This is a genomic window from Mycobacterium sp. (genome assembly GCF_049585075.1).
Classification (GTDB): Bacteria; Actinomycetota; Actinomycetes; order Mycobacteriales; family Mycobacteriaceae; genus Mycobacterium.
Genome location: NZ_JBAUZA010000179.1, coordinates 1 through 16,415 on the forward strand (window position 1 = coordinate 1; position 16,415 = coordinate 16,415).

The following is a 16,415-nucleotide window of genomic DNA, read 5'->3' on the forward strand; positions in this document are numbered from 1 at the left end:
GTGCTGGCCGACGGGGCCCTGCTGCCCAGCGCGGTGACGGTGTGGACGGCGGGCTTCGGCGTGCCGGAGCTGGCCACCCGCAGCGGGCTTCGCACCGATGAGCTGGGCCGGCTGCTCACCGATGAGACACTGACCAGCGTGGACGACCCGCGCATCGTGGCCGCCGGTGACGCCGCCGCGCCCTCGGATCAGCCGTTGCGGATGAGCTGCCAGGCCGCGATTCCGCTCGGCGCCCAGGCCGCCAACACGGTGCTGAGCCGCATCGCCGGAACGCCGCCCGCCGCGATCAACCAAGCTTTCACCGGGCAGTGCATCAGCATCGGCCGCTCTTATGCCACCGTCCAGCTCGCCCGTCCCGACGACACCCCGCTGAACCTGTTCATCGGCGGCCGGTTCGCCGCGTCGATCAAGGAATTGGTCTGCAAAGGCACGGTGTGGGGCATTCGCCGCGAAGCCGCCAAGCCGGGGTGGTATCGCTGGCTCAAGGGCGGTAGGCGCGCCGAACGGCTGGCGCACGATGTGGTCACGGTGCCGTGACCACATCCGACGAACACGCAGAACGGTTCACGCTGCTGCGGCCGTTGCTGTTCACCATCGCCTACGAAATCCTCGGCTCGGCAACAGAATCCGATGACGTGCTACAGGACAGCTATCTGCGCTGGGCAAAGGTAGACCTTGCGAGCGTGCACGACACCAAGTCCTACCTGGCCCAGCTGGTCACCCGTCAGGCGCTCAACGCGCTGCGCGCCGGCGCCCGGCGTCGGGAGGATTACGTCGGCCCATGGCTGCCCGAGCCGCTGCTGCTCGAAGAGCAGGACCCGTCGGCCGATGTCGTACTGGCCGAATCGGTTTCGATGGCAATGCTGGTGTTGCTGGAGACCTTGGGCCCCGACGAACGCGCGGTATTCGTGCTGAGAGAAGTATTCGGCTTCGACTACGACGAAATTGCCTCCGCAGTAGGCAAATCCGTGCCGGCGGTGCGGCAAGTCGCCCATCGGGCCCGCGAGCACGTGCAGGCCCGGCGCAGGCGCTTCACCCCGGTGGACCCAGAGCAAAACGCCCGTATCACTGAACAATTCATGGTTGCGGCCTCGACCGGCGACGTAGAAACCGTTATGGCGATGCTGGCGCCCGACGTGGTGTGGACCGCCGACAGCGGCGGTAAAGCCAGCGCGGCGCGCCGGCCGGTGATCGGGGCCGAAAAAGTCGCTCGCGCGGTCGTCGGCCTGGTGGGCCGCGCCGCCCAAATTCCCGATGTTCGCGTGGAAATGGCCATGTGCAACTCCGCGCCGGCCGTCCTGCTCTATCGCGCCGACCTTCTGGAGGGCGTGTTCACCATCGAGATCATCGACGGCAAGATCACCAACTTCTACGCGACGCGCAATCCCGAAAAGCTGACCAGGCTGACAACCCCACACGAAATCAGCCGCGGCTGACACCTCCGCGCGAGCAGTCCCCCGCAATCGAACGGTGCCCCCAGCAATAGCCCCCGTACGCACGGCGTGTCGAGGGGCTTTTGCGTCTGCTCGCGCAACACACCAAGCTGGTGGGGTGAGAATCGACCGGCTCGGCGATCTTGGCGGCGCACCCGAAGTGCTGCGCGCCATCGGCGACGCCACCAACCGGCTGGGTCTGCCCCCGCCGGCCGCGCTGACCGGTGAGTGGTTCGGTTCGCTGGCGGTGATTGCGCCGAGTGTGTCGGTACGACCCGTCGATGCCGCCGAGGCGTTCGCGGTGCGACCGGGAGCAGACAGCACGGCGGTCGGCGGCGGCTGGATCGGCTATCTGTCTTACCCCGATCCTGGCGCCGACGGACGACCCCCGCGAATACCCGAAGCCGCGGGCGGTTGGACGGACTGCGTATTGCGCTGCGACCGCGACCGGCAGTGGTGGTACGAGAGCCTCTCCGGTGCCCCGATGCCGGCTTGGCTGTTGGAGGCCCTGGCCACGTCGATGCCGGCGCGGCCTTACCGCATCGACTGGGACGCCGCCGACCGTCAGGCGCATCGCAGCGGAGTGCTGGCGTGTCTGGAGGCGATCCGCGCCGGCGAGGTCTATCAGGCCTGCGTGTGCACCCAGTTCGCCGGCGCGATCGCCGGCGAACCGCTGGACTTGTTCGTCGACGGTGTTGCGCGCACCGCGCCGTCGCGGGCCGCGTTCGTCGCCGGAGCGTGGGGGGCGGTGGCCTCGCTGTCGCCGGAACTGTTTTTGCGCCGTCGGGGTCAGGTTGTCACGTCGAGCCCGATCAAAGGCACGCTGCCACTGGACGCTCCGCCGTCGGCGCTGCGAGCCTCGGTCAAGGATGTCGCCGAGAACATCATGATCGTCGACCTGGTCCGCAACGATTTGGGTCGCGTCGCCGTCACCGGATCGGTCACCGTGCCCGAGCTGCTGGTGGTGCGGCCCGCGCCGGGTGTATGGCACCTGGTGTCGACGGTATCGGCGCTGATGCCGGTCGAGCTGCCGATGTCGGCGCTGCTCGACGCGGCATTCCCGCCGGCTTCGGTGACCGGAACTCCCAAACTCCGTGCCCGACAACTGATTTCAGGGTGGGAGCAGTCTGGGCGCGGAGTGTATTGCGGCACAGTCGGTTTGGCGTCGCCGGTAGCCGGCTGTGAGCTCAGCGTCGCAATCCGCACCGTGGAGTTCGACCCGGCCGGCAACGCGGTGCTTGGGTCCGGCGGCGGAATCACCGCCGACTCCGACGCCGACGCCGAGTGGGACGAATGCCTGCACAAGGCGGCGCCGATCTTGGGTACTTCAGCTGCGGGCCCGCAGCACCGCGTCGTAGAGCTCACGCCGTGACGGCGCTCCCGGCGTGGCGGCAATCACCTGCGCGCAAGCGTCTTTGACGCCCATCCCGGTATCGACCAGAGCACTCACCTGGGCCACCAGCTCCGCCACCTCGGCGCGCGGGGTGGCGCCGGCGAGCACGACGGTGATCTCGCCCAGCACGCCGTCGGCCGCCCAGGTCGCCAGTTCGGTCAGCGATCCGCGCACCACTTCCTCGTGTACCTTGGTCAGCTCTCGGCACACCGCCGCCCGGCGTTCCCCACCGAGTTGTTGGACGGCGTCACGCAGACAGGCGGCCAGCCGGCGCGGCGATTCAAAGAACACCGTCGTGCGCCGCTCGTCGGCCAGCGACGCCAGCCAAGCCTTACGCGCCGATTGCTTGCGCGGCGCGAATCCCTCGAAGCAGAACTTGTCCGATGCCAACCCCGAGACCGCCAGCGCGGTGGTCACCGCCGAGGGCCCGGGCAGACACCGCACCGGCAGACCGGCGTCCAGGCACGCCACCACCAGCCGGTGGCCCGGATCGTTGATCAGCGGCATCCCGGCGTCGCTGACCACCAGCACCGTGGCGCCCGAGCTGATCGCATCGACCAGCTCGGGCACCCGGGACGCCTCGACGTGATCGAAGAAGCTGACGATATTGCCGCCGATCCGAACGTCAAGCGCCTTGGCCAGCGTCCGCACCCGGCGGGTGTCCTCGGCGGCCACCACATCAGCCGACGACAGAGCGGCGATCAGCCGGGGTGAGGCATCGGACGGTTGGCCCAACGGCGTCGCGCCCAGCAACAGTCGACCAGTCGTCATGGCCCACAGCCTACGATCGGTCCAATGCGCGCCGACGACAGAAGACACCGCAGCGATGAGGTGGGGGCACCTCCCGGTTGCGGGGGCGAGCGGCGCTTATGAACACCGCTCCGCCCGATGAACTCGTCGCCACCGAGCGGGCTGTACCCGTCATCAGCCCCGGACCGATAATGCCGGCGCCCGACTTCGGCCCAGTGGACCGGTTAGAGGGCTGGGTCGTGACAGCAGTGATCGCTGCTCTTGCGGCGGTGACGCGGACGGTGAACCTGGGTTCGCCGACCGATGCCGGTACACCGATTTTCGACGAAAAGCATTACGCGCCGCAGGCCTGGCAGATGCTGCACAACCACGGCGTGGAAGACAACCCGGGCTACGGCTTGGTCGTTCATCCGCCGGTCGGCAAGCAACTGATCGCGATAGGTGAAGCGATCTTCGGCTACAACGGGCTGGGCTGGCGGTTCACCGGCGCAATACTCGGCATTTTGATGGTGGCGCTGGTGGTGCGCATTGTGCGACGAATCAGCCGCTCGACGTTGGTCGGCGCAATCGCCGGACTGCTGGTGATCGGCGATGGGGTCAGCTTTGTGGCGGCGCGCACGGCGTTGCTCGACGGTTTCCTGGCCTTCTTCGTGGTCGCGGCGTTCGGTGCGCTGATCGTTGACCGCGACCAGGTGCGCGAGCGCATGCACGTCGCGCTGACCGAGGGCCGCAGCAACGAGACGGTCTGGGGACCGCGGCTTGGTGTGCGTTGGTGGCGGTTCGGCGCAGGCGTGCTACTCGGTTTGGCTTGTGCGACAAAGTGGTCCGGGCTGTACTTCGTGGTGTTCTTCGGGCTGATGTCGTTGGCGTTCGACGTCGCGGCACGCCGCCAATACAAGGTCCTGCGCCCGTGGCTGGGTGTCATCCGCCGCGATCTGGGCCCTACCCTCTACGCTTTGCTGCTCATCCCGTTCGGGGTGTACCTGGCTAGCTACGCGCCCTGGTTCGCCTCCGAGACTGCAATCGATCGACACGAGGTCGGCCAATCGATCGGAACGCAAACGGATTTCCCGCTACCCGATGCCATCCGGTCGCTGTGGCATTACACCGCCAAGGCCTACGAATTCCATGCCGGCCTGACGAATTCGGCTGGCAACTACCATCCCTGGGAATCCAAACCGTGGGCCTGGCCGATGTCGCTGCGGCCGGTGCTCTATGCCATCGATCAGCAGAATGTCCCGGGCTGCGGCGCGCAGTCGTGTGTCAAGGCGGTGATGCTCGTCGGCACGCCGGCGATGTGGTGGCTTTCGGTGCCCGTCCTCGGCTACGCCTGCTGGCGGATGATCGTGCGCCGCGACTGGCGCCACGCCGCGGTGCTGGTCGGCTATTGCGCCGGCTGGCTGCCCTGGTTCGCCGACATCGACCGGCAGATGTACTTCTTCTACGCAGCCACCATGGCGCCGTTTCTGGCGATGGCGATCGGGCTGATCCTCGGCGACATCCTCTACAAACCGGGCCAGAACGCCGAACGTCGCACCCTGGGGATGATCGCGGTATCCTGTTATGTCGCATTGGTTTTGACGAACTTTGCGTGGCTGTTTCCGGTGCTCACCGGCCAGCCGATTTCACAGGCAACCTGGGATATGGAGATCTGGCTGCCCAGCTGGCGCTAGATGACCCCGAGCTGCTTCATCTGCGAGAGCACGTCGACGACTCCCCACGTCTCGGCGATTCGGCCGTTGACGAAGCGGAAGATGAAAATCTCGTTGTAGGTCACCGACTTGCCGGTTGGAGGCAGTCCCATGTATTCACCGCGGTGCGTCCCGGTAACGGTATTTCTCACCACGACCTTGTCGCCCTCCGCGATCATGTCCTCGACAGTGAGATGAAGGTCGGGGAAGGCCGCGAGCAGCACCGCCCACACATGCTTGAGCGCCTCCGCGCCAGTCACGTCCAGCGGCACCGGCGTGCGGATCAGCGCATCGGGCTCGACAAGCTCATCGATCATCTTCGAGATGACCGCCACATCACCGGAATTCACGATGTCGTGGAACCGGCTGAACGTTTCCTTGTTGCTTTTTTCCTGCGGTGTCGACATTCGACTCCTCCATTCGGCTGGCTACCCTCTTAGACACCGCGGCGCGTGCGATTGTGACAGCCGCGCGGCTATCCATTGAGATTGCGCTCAGGGTCGTGAAATCCCGCCGATCACAGCCCTGAGCGCAATCTCAATGCGGCTAAATCGGGTCGCGGGCGGCCGGACAGGACATGCACCGCGGGCCGCCGCGACCGGTGCCCAGCTCTGAGACGGCGATCGTCAATACTTCGATCCCGGCGTCCTCGAGACGAGCGTTGGTTCGCGTGTTGCGCTCATACGCGACGACGACGCCGGGTGCCAGTGCCAACGTGTTGTTGCCGTCGTCCCACTGTTCACGTTCGGCGACAACGGGATCCAGCCCGGTGTCGATGACACGCAACTTGTTGATACCCATCGCGGCGGCCGCGGCTTCGACGAACGGAGCTTCGTCAAAGATCTGTACACCATCGGCCGTGCGCGCAATCGTGAAAGCGGACAACGAATCGACAATATTGGCGTACATCACCACCGCATCCGTGTCGACCATTGTGCACACGGTGTCGAGGTGCATCTGCGCTCGTTCTTTGGCCAGCGGTACGGCCAATACCGTGCTGGCCAGGTCGTCGTCGAACAGGCTGCGCGCCAAGGCCTCCGCGCCCGCCGGCGTGGTCCGCTCACCCACCCCGACCGCAATGACGCCCGGTGCCAGCAACAACACGTCACCGCCTTCGACGGGTGCGGTGCGTGATTCGTAGGCCCGGCGCACCCCGGTGAATCGCGGATGGTGCGCATAGATCAAATCGGTCAACGACGCCTCACGCGCCCGAGCCGGCAGCGCCAACGATGGGATGACGACCCGAGGTCCGACCCAGATCGACGAGTCGCGAGTGAAAACCAGGTTGGGGAGCGGTTCGATGACATAGTCGTTGTCGTGGTGCATTCGATGCACCAGCGAATCGTCCGCGCGGGCATCTGAAGGCAGCTCGGCGAACGTCATGCCGGCCGTCAGCACATGCGCCAGCGCGGCCGGGTCGAGGCTCCGCAAATAGGCCGAGAGCTCTTGTGCCAGAGGCATTCCGAGGCGTGGGGCGTCAACCGACGCGGCGATGCCCTGCATCCTGGCCGCCCCGCTCGCCAGAGCCTCAGTCAACAGGTCGGACAGCAGCAGCACCTCGACGCCGCGGGAGCTGAGCAACTCGGCGAATTCATCGTGTTCGTCCTGCGCCCTTGCGACCCACGGCAATCCGTCGAACAGCAGATCATCGTTGTTACGCGGGGTGAGTCGGCGCAGTTCGGCGCCTGGTCGATGCAGGATGGCCACCCTCAGTACGCCCACTTCGGAGTCGGACCCCAGCTCAATACTGCTCACACTTAGCACGGTAACCCGAAATCGCCACCTCAATTATGGTTGAGGTTATGGACACCGACGAACTGCTTCCCGGCGAACTGGCGACGCGCGCCGGAGTTGCGGTTTCGGCTTTGCACTTCTACGAGCGGCAGGGGCTGATCACCAGCAGGCGGACGTCAGGCAACCAGCGCCGCTACAGTCGCGAGACGCTGCGCCGCGTCGCCTTTATCCGGATGTCGCATCGGCTGGGCATCCCGTTGGCGCGGGTGCGGGATGCGCTGGCCACACTGCCCAGCGATCGGGTTCCGACCAGCCGGGACTGGGCGAGGCTGTCGGCCGGCTGGCGGGCCGACCTCGACGATCGGATCCTGCATCTTCAGCGGTTGCGCGACAACCTCGCCGACTGCATCGGCTGCGGTTGTTTGAGCCTGCGCAGTTGCGCGTTGTCCAATCCGGGCGATGTGCTGGCCAAACAAGGACCCGGACCAGTACGTCTGTAGTTGATTGCCCGGCTCCTCCTCGGGCCGCTGCACGGCCCGCATCGTCGCCGCGCGAGTTCGAACGGGTGTGCGATAGACTCGCGGCTGTGGCGATTGCCGTACAGGAATCGTTGTTCGAGTGCAACGAGCGCAGGCCGCTAGGCAGCGGAGCGTGGATCGATATCCGCTCCCGTTGGCTAACCGGCGCCGACGACTTATTGACCGAACTGCTGGCGACAGTGCCGTGGCGAGCCGAGCGCCGTCAGATGTATGACCGCGTCCTCGATGTGCCGCGCCTGGTGAGTTTTCACGACCTGACAGTCGAGGATCCGCCGCATCCGGGGCTCAGCCGGCTGCGCCGCCGGCTCAACGACATCTATGCCGGCGAGCTGGGCGAGCCGTTCACCACGGCAGGCCTGTGCTGGTATCGCGACGGGTCAGACAGCGTCGCCTGGCACGGCGACACGATCGGCCGCAGCAGCACCCAGGACACCATGGTGGCGATTGTCAGCCTCGGCGCCACCCGGACCTTCGCGCTGCGGCCCCGCGGCGGCGGGGCGTCGTTGCGGCTGCCCCAGGCTCATGGCGATCTGCTGGTGATGGGCGGTTCGTGTCAGCGAACCTGGGAGCACTCGATTCCCAAAACGTCGTCCGCTACCGGTGGCCGGGTCAGTATCCAGTTCCGGCCAAGAGACGTGCGCTAGAAATCAGCTTCTGACAGCCGCGACAGATTTGACCAGCAAGTCGCGCGCGCGATTCGTGTCGACGGGCGTGACGGGCTGGCCAGGTTTCAGCAGCGGGTTGGCGGTGATGATCACCTGATAGTCGCCAAAGTGCGCGGAATAGTTGTAAAGCTCTCCGCTGCGGGGCTTTCCGTCAACCACCGTTTGCAGGATACGGTGCACTCCCAGGGTGCGCGTGCCCTCGATCTGCGGCGCATCGACGACCTCGATGAGGCCGCGCATCTTGCCGCCCTGGAATGCCACCTTCTTGCAATTCCGGGCCGGCTCGTTGAACGGCACCGGTTCGGACGTCTGCACGGCCATGGCGATGAAGCGGTTGCCGGCACCCTCGGCGGCGACGGCGGCCATGTTGCCCTGCAGGCCCGGCGGCATGTCCTCGCCGATCACAAACGACGAGCAATCTGACGGGTCGAACGTCAGCCCCGGCGGAAGCTTGTGCGTCGAGAGCACCTTGGGATCGATTCCGGTCTTCGGGACGTCCTTGACCTTATATCCCGGTCCGAAGCTGGAGTCCACCTGCGAAATCTTGGTGATATCGGCGGATGCGGCGTTGTCCGAAGAGCCGTGAGAACAGGCCGCCAGCAAGCAGGCACATCCGATCGCGACCGCTATCCGCATCATCCGCGTCAATCTAATGCACCGTCCTCAAGCGCGTAACGCCGACACGGCTTTCACCAGCAGGTCGGCGGCGAACTGCGGCGTCAACGGCGAGTGCGGTGAGCCGGGGTCACTGATCAGCGTGGTGAACGCGTAGAAGTCGCCGAGATAAGCCGTGAAGGTGTTTGCCTGGGAGCCGATTTGGTTGCCGCCTTCAACCGACGTGGTGATATCGGCTGCCATACCGAGGGTTTCGGCGCCGTCGATGCGGGGGGCGTCGACCAGACGAACGTGGGCAGTGGCACGTCGGCTGGTCATGGTCCACCCACGGCACTGCGAAACCAGCTGCTGATCCAGTGAAACCGGGCCGCTCGGCGCGGCCGCGACAATTGCGTACACGATCCCGCCCGCACCGGATCCCGAAATGCCTTGAGCGGATTGCCCGTGACCGCCGGCCGGGTCGGCCAGCGCCGCGCAACGCGCAGGGGCCGATGCGCTATTGCCGCCAAGACCCCAGAGCGCCGGTGGCGCAGCCTGGCCCGAAGCCGCGGTCACCTCATAGCCAGGCGGTAGTTCGCGTCCCACCCGTCTGATGTTGGCGGGATCAATGTGGCGAGCCGCAGGGGTGCCCGACGGTGCCGGCGCGGATTGGCGTGCCTGCGCACATGAGGCGAGCAGCAGGGCAACCACAACCACCGCAGCGACCCAGGGCCGCATGCTAGCCGACAGACCGAATAACTTGGCGCGCAGCACGTTTGATCTTATCCGTCATATCGCGGCTCAACGGAATATCCCGCGGCACATCGATGACGGTGGTGACCACCCCGACGTCGTCGCGCTCCCAGAACGCACCGTAATTGTCCATGATCGTCCGCATCGCCACGTTGTCGGCGAGCATTCGGCCGGTGAACTTTTCGACTCCGTCGACCCGGGCGGCTACCGAGAGCGCGGCGATCAAGAACGAACCGATACCGCGGCCCTGATAGGCGTCGGCAACGGTGAACGCGATCTCGGCGACGGTGGGATCGTGATCGTCTCGAACGAAGCGCGCATCGGCAACCGGGTTGCCCTCCGCATCGGTCATCACCCACACGAAGTGGTCGACGTAATCAACCTCTGCCAAGTAGTCCATGAGCGCCGGGCTGGGGACCCGCGGTGACATGAACCGCCGATACAACGTCTCTCGGGAGAACCAGACATGCCCCTGCATGGTTCGCTCGCTGTCACCGGGCAACACCGGGCGGAGCAGCAGTTCTGTTCCGTCGCGAACCCGGACAGGGATCGGCGTCAGGAAAGCGGCGAGCCGCTGGCGGACGGTGCGCACCAGCCGGCCCATGATTCCGGGGACATGCACCATCCGGGCGAACGCGTCCATGTCGCCGATCCACCCGGTCAGCGGCTCGATCGTGGTCACGGTCGCCGTCCGCGGGATGTGCCGCAGCAGAGCGATCTCGCCGACGATCATGCCGGCGGACACCTGCTCGACGGTCACCACATCGTCCTCTCCGACGTGCTTGATCTCGGCGGTGCCCGACGAGATGAGCAGAAAGGAAACCGCCTGCTCACCCTGCCGCATGAGCACTTGGCCCGCGGTGGCCCGCAGTGGTTGCAGGCTCGCCGCCAGCGGCATCAGGTCCTCCGGCGGACATCCCTTGAAGATGTCCAACGCGGCGAGTTCGTCGGCGCGCAGCGCGGTCCGATCGGTCACGATGCCAAATCCGCCCCTGTCGCCGTCTCGTACGCGCCCGGTTCAGCGACACCCGGTCGCGGTCCGATGCTGCCAAGGTTATGGGCTGGGTTCGGTTCGCAGCAAGGATGCACCAGACTCACGGGATGGACATCGGCAAGGATCCACTGGAGACGACCCGCAACCTGCTGGACCGCGATGCGACCGTGCGGCACGGTTTCCTCGACGTGCTGGGCGAATCAACGGCCGCGCCAGTGCCCACCTTCGCCCAGCGCGCAATGAACAGCCCGTTGGTCGCGGGCGTCTACGAACGACTGTGGCGCCCGGTTGCGTTCTACGTTGCCAGCGGAGTCACCACCGGCGCCGAGCAACGACGCGCCGCCGAAGCATTACGCCTGCCCGGCGCGCACAGGCTGCTCGATGTCGCTTGCGGCCCAGGCAATTTCACCGGCCGACTGGCGCAACGGCTCCCCGACGGCGGCCTTGCGGTCGGGTTGGACATCTCCGAGCCGATGCTCAAGCGCGCCGTGCTGGACAACAGCGGCCCGCGCACCTGCTACGTCCGCGGGGACGCCAGCACGCTGCCGTTCGGCGATGAAACATTCGACGCCGTCTGTTGTTTCGGCGCCCTCTATCTGATGCCTGAGCCGTTTCGGGTTGCCCACGAGATGGTACGAGTTCTCACGCCCGGCGGACGAGTGGCGATACTGACGAGCTACGCCGGGCAGTCGCCGCCCGTCCGGCACGCGATGATAGGAGGTGCCCGCGTTATCGGATTGCGGATGTTCGATCGTCATGCCTTTGTCGACCTGTTCACCTCGGCCGGTTTGATCGACGTAGAGCAGCAGACGCAGCGCACGTTGCAGTTCGTGACGGCCCGCAAGCCCAGCTGACCGGGGGTCAGCCCATCGAATAGAACCCCTCTTCGGTCAACTCCGCGGCAACAGGTCCCCGAGCAGCCAGGGCGTGAGATTTGAACGCCTGCGCGGCGGCGCTCAGCCGGTGTCGAACCGGGACGAACCTGCAGTTCAGATTCGGCGGATGGCGCCGACCCCAAAGCAGAACGTCGGCCGTGTTGCCACTGCGGGCCGCCACCGCCAGCCGGCGGACCGGTTCGTTCGCGACGAACACGTCGGTTGCGACGGCCAGCACGTGGGGGCCCGAGGGCGCGGTCGCGACGCTGGCGCCCAATATTCGTATCGGCCGGTCGTCGATTGCGCCTCGCCGGTGGCCGTCGAGCGCGACCGTGACATCCCATCCCGCCATCGCCCGATCGACGATCAGCCCGCCGATCGACGTGACCACATCGGCGATGTTGGTCGCGACCACGTGAAGTCGATACCGGCCGGAGTCCTCCGGCGCCCGCCGCGGCGACTTGGCTACCGGCAGCTGAGCCGGGCTATTCAGTGGGGTGAGAGGGCTGGCGGGAGCGGCCACATGCTGTCCGTTCGACTGGCTGTTGATTGACACTACGAATATAGAGTAACCTCACGTCGAACGAAAACCTAGCACACGACGAGATCGCTTTGACACCAAAATCGCCGGTAAAGGGCCGCTACACTGCCGGCATACAAAAGAGACGCAAGCCTAATCCGGACCAGCGCCGCCGCGAATTGTGCGATGCGGCGATCCAGCTACTTGCCGATGACGGCGCCAAGGGCCTGAGCCATCTGAAAGTCGACGCACGCGCCGACGTGCCCGATGGCACCACCTCGTTCTACTTCCGCACGCGCTCGGCGTTACTGGGCGCGGTTGCCGAGCGGATGGTCGAGCTCGACCTGGCCACGTTGCAATCGGTTGCCGACCAGGCCGGCCTCGCTGACGGGGCGTCGGCCTCCACGCTGGCCAACCTTGTCATCCAGTCCGGGGAAGAGCCGCAGCTGAGCCTGACGAAGGCGCGCTATGAGCTGACCATGCAGGCGACCCGCGATCCGGCGATCGCGGCGACCCTGCAACGCGGCACTGACGCCTTCACCAAGCTGCACCACGACATCCTGGTGCAGCTGCTGCCGCACGGCGCCGAACTGGACCCCGCCGTCGTCGACGATCTGAGCAACGTCACACTCACATTCATCAACGGCCTTTTGCTGCGCTTCGCCCACGGCGACCGAATCATCGACAGCCCAGAGCGGCTCGACGGCGTCCTTTCGGCCATCGTGACGGGGATCTTGGGCAGCGATCAGCAGGGACGGCTGACCCGCTAGCGCGGCGGCCTCTTGCCCAAAGCAGACGCATATGGTTCTCTACGGCAATAGAGTTACTCCTCGGCGCCGGCGCCGTCGAGCGCAGTTCTTTTAAGCAGAAAGTACAAATCGCCCACGCCGCCTCAGACGCTGACACACTTGCGGCATCGAACCCGCATGCGGCGCACCCGGACGTGGAAGTTAAAGCGAAAGGCACGATTTCGTGACGATCAGCACCGGCAACACCAACTAAGCAGGAGATGACTGATGCCTGAGTACGACTACGAACAAATGAAGCGCGACGCCGAGCCGCTGATCAAGTTCGAGAAGGACACCAAAAACCGGATCGCCTATATCACCTTCGACCGTCCCGAGGCACAGAACTCGACCACGTTGGGGATGCGCCAGAACTACGCCGACCTGATCCACAAGTGCAACGTCGACGACGACGTCAAGGTTGTCGTGATCCGCGGCGAGGGAGAGGATTTCGGCAGCGGCGGTGACCTTCCCGAACAGCGCGGCATGCTGGAAAACCCCGGCATGCCGCTGCTGCACGAGCTCGCGATCAACGACGACGACGTCAAGTACCCGCCCGGTGGTTCCTACCGCTATCTATCGACCGTCACCGACTTCTACGCCAAAGCCAAAGCGGGAAACCGTCCACTCCAAGAGCTACGCAAGATCAGCATCATCGAGGCCAAGGGCTACTGCTACGGGTGGCACTTCTATCAAGCCGGCGACGCTGATCTGGTGATCTCTTCTGACGACGCGCTTTTCGGACATCCCGCGTTCCGCTACGTGGGTTGGGGACCACGTCTGTGGTGGTGGGCCGAGACGATGGGCCTGCGGAAATTCTCCGAAATGCTGTTCACCGGACGGCCGTTCAGCGCAAAGGAAATGTATGAATGCGGCTTCATCAACAGCGTGGTGCCCCGCGACAAGCTGGAAGACGAGACGCTGAAGTACGCGATGGCCTGCTCGCGGTCCCGCCCCACCGACACCGTCGCGGTGCAGAAGACATTCCTCGAGCTATACAAGCAGCACAAAGGCGAATACTTCGGCAGCCTGCTCACCGGCATGGTCGAAGGGATGCTGCCGCTGATCCAGAACGACCGCGAAAACGATGTCGACCTCACCGAAGGCACCTTTGGCAAAGGCCTGAACAATGTGGTCAAGGACAACGACATGAATTTCCCGCCGGAGTGGCGGTTAAGCCGCTCGGGACGGAACAAGCCCTGAGGCCATGTCGGCACTGACAGGTATCAGGATCGTCGAGCTGGCAGAATCGGTTGCCGGCGAATACTGCGGCAAACTGCTCGCGGACTTTGGCGCCGACGTGATCAAGATCGAGCGCCCGCATCGCGGCAGCCCGACTCGGGCGATGGCGCCGATCATCGGTGACGATGGCAGCCCCGAGCGCAGCGCACTGTTCGCCTACCTGAACACCGACAAGCGGTCGGTCGTGCTCGACGTCAGCTCAGCCGACGAGATCGAGACGCTGCACAAGATCATCGCCGCGGCCGATGCGGTCGTAGACGATCATGTGCCGTCGTGGACCGAATCGGTTGGCCTGTCGGCGAACGATATTGCGCGTCGGCACCCCGCCGTGGTGTTCTGTTCGATCACCCCGTACGGCGCCCAAGCGCCGCCGGAATTCCAGAACGCCAAGAGCATCAACGTATTCAACAGCAGCGGCTGGGGCTATCACACACCCAGCAATGCCGATCCCGCCAAACCGCCGCTGAAGGGGCCCGGCCGTTTCGTCGCCGACTACGAGGCCGGGCTCGACGCGGCGCTGTGTGTAGCCGCATCCCTGTTCTGCCAGCTGCACTCCGGCGCCGGCCAATTCATCGACGTGTCACAGCAAGCGGTCCTGGCGTCGCGAGCCGACAGCGTGCTGGGCAGGTTCATCACCGGAGAGATAGCGCCGCAAAACACCCGTGCTGACTACGATCAGCAGGGCCCGGCCTCATTTTTCGCCTGCACAGACGGGTTCGTCTTTCTCTACATGACCAGCCGCAAGCACTGGGTGGGCCTCAAGGAACTAATGGGACATCCGAAATGGCTCGATGCATTTGACGATGACTGGCTCGAGTTCTCGGTTACGCCGGAGAAGGTGGCGACATTCAAGGACGGGTTCGCGAAGTGGGTCGCGAACTTGCGTAAAGACGCGGTGGCCGAAGAAGCCCAGCGGTTGGGCGTTGCGCTGGTACCCGTCAAGAGCGCTGCCGACCTGAAAACCTCGCAGCAGTACCGTCATCGCGGCTTCTTCCAAGACGTCACCCATCCGGTACTCGGCACCGCGGCATACGCAGGCGTTCCCTACCTGATGACGGCATCGCCGGTGCGCATCGCCACTGCGGCGCCCAGCCTGGGCCAGCACACCGGCGAGGTTATGGCCGGCATCGCGACGCCTCGGCCGGCGCCGAGGGCGGCCTCGGCACAACTCAAACCGCCAAAGCTGGTACGAGGCGGGCCATTACAAGGAGTTCGGGTCGTCGAGCTCACGAAAGTGTGGGCCGGACCGTACGCCGGAAAGCTACTTGCGTTCCTGGGCGCCGAAGTGATCAAGGTGGAAAACTCTCAGTCGCCCGACGAGATGCGCGCGTACGGCGGCACCGACATCAACCACGCGCCGTACTTTCTCTCCATCAATCCCGAAGTGCTCAGCGTGGAATTGGATCTCAAATCTCCCGCGGATACCGACCGGCTTCGCGAGCTAATTGCGCACAGCGACATCGTGATCAACAACCTTCGGCCCGGAGCGATGGAGCGTCTAGGACTTGACTACCAGCAGCTGAAATCCGTCAAGGCCGACATCATCTCGGTGTCAATCAAGATGTGGGGCAACGACGGGCCGCTGGGCTATCAGACCGGCTACGCGCCATGCTTCGCCGCGTTGGCCGGGCTCGCCTCCCTGGTGGGCTATCCAGGCGGACCCCCACTCGGCACCAGCATCCGGTACGGAGATTCGACCGTCGGCGCGGCCGCGGCGTTGGCCGCCGTAGCCGCATTGCTTCATCGAGACCTGAGCGGCGAAGGCCAATTCGTCGACGTGTCGGCCGTGGAGGCGCTCTCGTCGATGATCGGCGATTGTCTGCTCGAACAAGATCTGACCGGAAAGCAGATCGTCCCAGAAGGCAACCGCCATCCGGATATGGCCCCGCACAACTGCTATCCCTGTGCCGACGGCGACTGGCTGAGCGTCGCCGTGGCCGACGAAACCCAGTGGCGCGCACTGTGCAACGTGCTGGGTGCCACCGCGCTCGCCGACGACACACGCTATGCGCGCATGCGGGATCGACTCAGACACACCGATGAGCTCGACCGAGACCTCACGCGGTTGACCACCAGCCATGACGCCGCGCAGTTGGCGCAGCGGCTCAGGTCGGCCGGTGTGCCATCGAGCAAGAGCGCGACGTCCCTCGACGTCATCAGCGATCAGCTGCTGTGGGACCGCGAGCTTTACCGCTTCGTCAGCGATCACCGCGAAGGGCAACGGCCGATAGTGGCTGCGCCGTGGCGAATGTCCACCGTCCCAGCACAGATCGAGCGAGGCGCCCCCGACCTCGGCGAGCACAATGACTATGTCCTACACGACATCTTGGGCGCTCATGCAACGGAGGGAAAGTGACCGAGAGGTTGGCCGGCACCGCCGCATTGGTGACGGGCGCCAGCAGCGGCATCGGCGCCGCGACGGCGCGGGCGCTGGCAGCGGAGGGCGC

The 16,415-nt window shown here is 65.3% G+C and carries 16 protein-coding genes and 1 pseudogene; 10 read left to right on the forward strand and 7 right to left on the reverse strand.

From position 1 onward, the window contains the following. The 3 genes and pseudogenes from WB785_RS08415 to WB785_RS08425 all read left to right on the forward strand — a co-directional run. Positions 1-537 (forward strand): annotated as a pseudogene (locus WB785_RS08415) (FAD-dependent oxidoreductase); the annotation flags it as partial. Further along, positions 534-1,436 (forward strand): RNA polymerase sigma-70 factor, encoded by a 903-nt coding sequence (locus WB785_RS08420; RefSeq protein ID WP_424078422.1) that lies wholly within the window; start codon positions 534-536, stop codon positions 1,434-1,436. The pseudogene WB785_RS08415 and the gene WB785_RS08420, both read left to right, overlap by 4 nt. Before the next feature lie 115 nt (positions 1,437-1,551). Beyond that, positions 1,552-2,805, forward strand: coding sequence for an aminodeoxychorismate synthase component I (locus tag WB785_RS08425; protein WP_424078424.1), 1,254 nt, complete (start codon positions 1,552-1,554; stop codon positions 2,803-2,805). On the opposite strand, the gene rsmI is transcribed toward WB785_RS08425, so the two are convergent. Then, positions 2,761-3,597: a 16S rRNA (cytidine(1402)-2'-O)-methyltransferase gene (rsmI, locus tag WB785_RS08430; protein WP_424078425.1), complete on the reverse strand. Its 837-nt coding sequence runs from the start codon at positions 3,595-3,597 to the stop codon at positions 2,761-2,763. The two genes, WB785_RS08425 and rsmI, sit on opposite strands and share 45 nt — an antisense overlap. Positions 3,598-3,695: 98 nt before the next feature. Here rsmI and WB785_RS08435 point away from each other — a divergent pair, with 98 nt between their 5' ends. Continuing rightward, positions 3,696-5,249 (forward strand): dolichyl-phosphate-mannose--protein mannosyltransferase, encoded by a 1,554-nt coding sequence (locus WB785_RS08435; RefSeq protein ID WP_424078426.1) that lies wholly within the window; start codon positions 3,696-3,698, stop codon positions 5,247-5,249. On the opposite strand, the gene WB785_RS08440 is transcribed toward WB785_RS08435, so the two are convergent. Both WB785_RS08440 and arcA read right to left on the reverse strand, forming a co-directional pair. Continuing rightward, the gene (locus WB785_RS08440; protein ID WP_424078428.1) at positions 5,246-5,674 is read right to left on the reverse strand and encodes an ester cyclase; all 429 of its coding nucleotides are present in this window, start codon (positions 5,672-5,674) and stop codon (positions 5,246-5,248) included. The two genes, WB785_RS08435 and WB785_RS08440, sit on opposite strands and share 4 nt — an antisense overlap. Positions 5,675-5,813: 139 nt before the next feature. Next, complete coding sequence (gene arcA / locus WB785_RS08445) at positions 5,814-7,022, reverse strand: arginine deiminase (RefSeq protein WP_424078429.1); 1,209 nt, start codon at positions 7,020-7,022, stop codon at positions 5,814-5,816. A 47-nt stretch (positions 7,023-7,069) separates the two neighbouring features. Between arcA and soxR the strand changes: the two genes are divergently transcribed. Together soxR and WB785_RS08455 are read left to right on the forward strand one after the other, a co-directional pair. Further along, positions 7,070-7,501, forward strand: coding sequence for a redox-sensitive transcriptional activator SoxR (gene soxR, locus WB785_RS08450; protein ID WP_424078431.1), 432 nt, complete (start codon positions 7,070-7,072; stop codon positions 7,499-7,501). An 86-nt stretch (positions 7,502-7,587) separates the two neighbouring features. After that, the gene (locus WB785_RS08455) at positions 7,588-8,184 is read left to right on the forward strand and encodes an alpha-ketoglutarate-dependent dioxygenase AlkB (protein WP_424078432.1); all 597 of its coding nucleotides are present in this window, start codon (positions 7,588-7,590) and stop codon (positions 8,182-8,184) included. A gap of 3 nt (positions 8,185-8,187) precedes the next feature. On the opposite strand, the gene WB785_RS08460 is transcribed toward WB785_RS08455, so the two are convergent. The 3 genes from WB785_RS08460 to WB785_RS08470 are packed head-to-tail and all read right to left on the reverse strand — an operon-like array spanning position 8,188 to position 10,528. Continuing rightward, positions 8,188-8,844, reverse strand: coding sequence for a DUF5642 family protein (locus WB785_RS08460; protein WP_424078433.1), 657 nt, complete (start codon positions 8,842-8,844; stop codon positions 8,188-8,190). 24 nt (positions 8,845-8,868) lie between these two features. Continuing rightward, positions 8,869-9,537 (reverse strand): DUF5642 family protein, encoded by a 669-nt coding sequence (locus WB785_RS08465; RefSeq protein ID WP_424078434.1) that lies wholly within the window; start codon positions 9,535-9,537, stop codon positions 8,869-8,871. Position 9,538: 1 nt separating this feature from the next. Beyond that, entirely contained in the window at positions 9,539-10,528 is a 990-nt protein-coding gene (locus WB785_RS08470; RefSeq protein WP_424078435.1) for a GNAT family N-acetyltransferase, read from the reverse strand. A gap of 125 nt (positions 10,529-10,653) precedes the next feature. Here WB785_RS08470 and WB785_RS08475 point away from each other — a divergent pair, with 125 nt between their 5' ends. Beyond that, positions 10,654-11,400, forward strand: coding sequence for a class I SAM-dependent methyltransferase (locus WB785_RS08475; protein ID WP_424078437.1), 747 nt, complete (start codon positions 10,654-10,656; stop codon positions 11,398-11,400). Between the two features lie 7 nt (positions 11,401-11,407). On the opposite strand, the gene WB785_RS08480 is transcribed toward WB785_RS08475, so the two are convergent. Further along, positions 11,408-11,977 carry a hypothetical protein gene (locus WB785_RS08480; RefSeq protein ID WP_424078438.1) on the reverse strand — a complete coding sequence of 190 codons (570 nt, stop codon included), beginning with the start codon at positions 11,975-11,977 and terminating at the stop codon, positions 11,408-11,410. Between the two features lie 98 nt (positions 11,978-12,075). Here WB785_RS08480 and WB785_RS08485 point away from each other — a divergent pair, with 98 nt between their 5' ends. The 3 genes from WB785_RS08485 to WB785_RS08495 all read left to right on the forward strand — a co-directional run bounded on the left by WB785_RS08485 (position 12,076) and on the right by WB785_RS08495 (position 16,324). After that, positions 12,076-12,711, forward strand: coding sequence for a TetR/AcrR family transcriptional regulator (locus WB785_RS08485; protein WP_424078443.1), 636 nt, complete (start codon positions 12,076-12,078; stop codon positions 12,709-12,711). A 246-nt stretch (positions 12,712-12,957) separates the two neighbouring features. After that, positions 12,958-13,929, forward strand: a complete 972-nt coding sequence (locus WB785_RS08490; protein ID WP_424078440.1) for an enoyl-CoA hydratase/isomerase family protein — start codon at positions 12,958-12,960, stop codon at positions 13,927-13,929. 4 nt (positions 13,930-13,933) lie between these two features. Further along, positions 13,934-16,324 carry a CaiB/BaiF CoA transferase family protein gene (locus WB785_RS08495; RefSeq protein ID WP_424078442.1) on the forward strand — a complete coding sequence of 797 codons (2,391 nt, stop codon included), beginning with the start codon at positions 13,934-13,936 and terminating at the stop codon, positions 16,322-16,324. The last annotated feature ends 91 nt before the right edge of the window (positions 16,325-16,415 follow it).

Excerpts from the sequence above, each read along its gene's own strand:
- WB785_RS08465 (WP_424078434.1), bottom strand. The coding sequence starts at position 9,537 with ATGCGGCCCTGGGTCGCTGCGGTGGTTGTGGTTGCCCTGCTGCTCGCC.
- WB785_RS08435 (WP_424078426.1), top strand. The coding sequence starts at position 3,696 with ATGAACACCGCTCCGCCCGATGAACTCGTCGCCACCGAGCGGGCTGTA.
- WB785_RS08460 (WP_424078433.1), bottom strand. The coding sequence starts at position 8,844 with ATGATGCGGATAGCGGTCGCGATCGGATGTGCCTGCTTGCTGGCGGCC.
- WB785_RS08495 (WP_424078442.1), top strand. The coding sequence starts at position 13,934 with ATGTCGGCACTGACAGGTATCAGGATCGTCGAGCTGGCAGAATCGGTT.
- WB785_RS08440 (WP_424078428.1), bottom strand. The coding sequence starts at position 5,674 with ATGTCGACACCGCAGGAAAAAAGCAACAAGGAAACGTTCAGCCGGTTC.
- rsmI (WP_424078425.1), bottom strand. The coding sequence starts at position 3,597 with ATGACGACTGGTCGACTGTTGCTGGGCGCGACGCCGTTGGGCCAACCG.
- WB785_RS08490 (WP_424078440.1), top strand. The coding sequence starts at position 12,958 with ATGCCTGAGTACGACTACGAACAAATGAAGCGCGACGCCGAGCCGCTG.
- WB785_RS08475 (WP_424078437.1), top strand. The coding sequence starts at position 10,654 with ATGGACATCGGCAAGGATCCACTGGAGACGACCCGCAACCTGCTGGAC.
- soxR (WP_424078431.1), top strand. The coding sequence starts at position 7,070 with ATGGACACCGACGAACTGCTTCCCGGCGAACTGGCGACGCGCGCCGGA.